Below are 378 nucleotides of genomic sequence, written 5' to 3' on the forward strand. Positions count from 1 at the left end.
CTCGGCTGCGAGCCCAAGCTGTTGGGCGATGCGAACCGCCGCTTCTCCGAGGCCCAGCTCCTGTGTGCCGCGCACCTGTCCTTCATCCTCGTCCAGCTGTCGCTGGATGGCGCCCCCCTGCCAGAGACACCTCGACGCGTGAAGGCCCTGCTCGACGATGCCCTGACGAAAGGACGTGGGCCCTTCCTTTCCGACGGCAGCGCACGCGTGGAGGAACACCTCCTGCCCCACAGCGTGCTCTACCGAGGTTATGTGCTATTGATGCTCGCGGGAATGGAGCGCGCGGGGCTGGCCGACCCGGCGTCGACGGCACTCTTCGACACCCTGGCCGAAAAGCTCGTGGAGGCACTCTCGCGGCAGCTCCTGCTGCCCTCGTTC

At 67.2% G+C, this 378-nt stretch carries 1 pseudogene; it reads left to right on the plus strand.

The window, feature by feature from the left end:
- Positions 1 to 378: pseudogene (locus tag G4D85_RS48735) on the plus strand (hypothetical protein); the annotation flags it as partial.

It is taken from the genome of Pyxidicoccus trucidator, from assembly GCF_010894435.1.
Classification (GTDB): domain Bacteria; phylum Myxococcota; class Myxococcia; order Myxococcales; family Myxococcaceae; genus Myxococcus; species Myxococcus trucidator.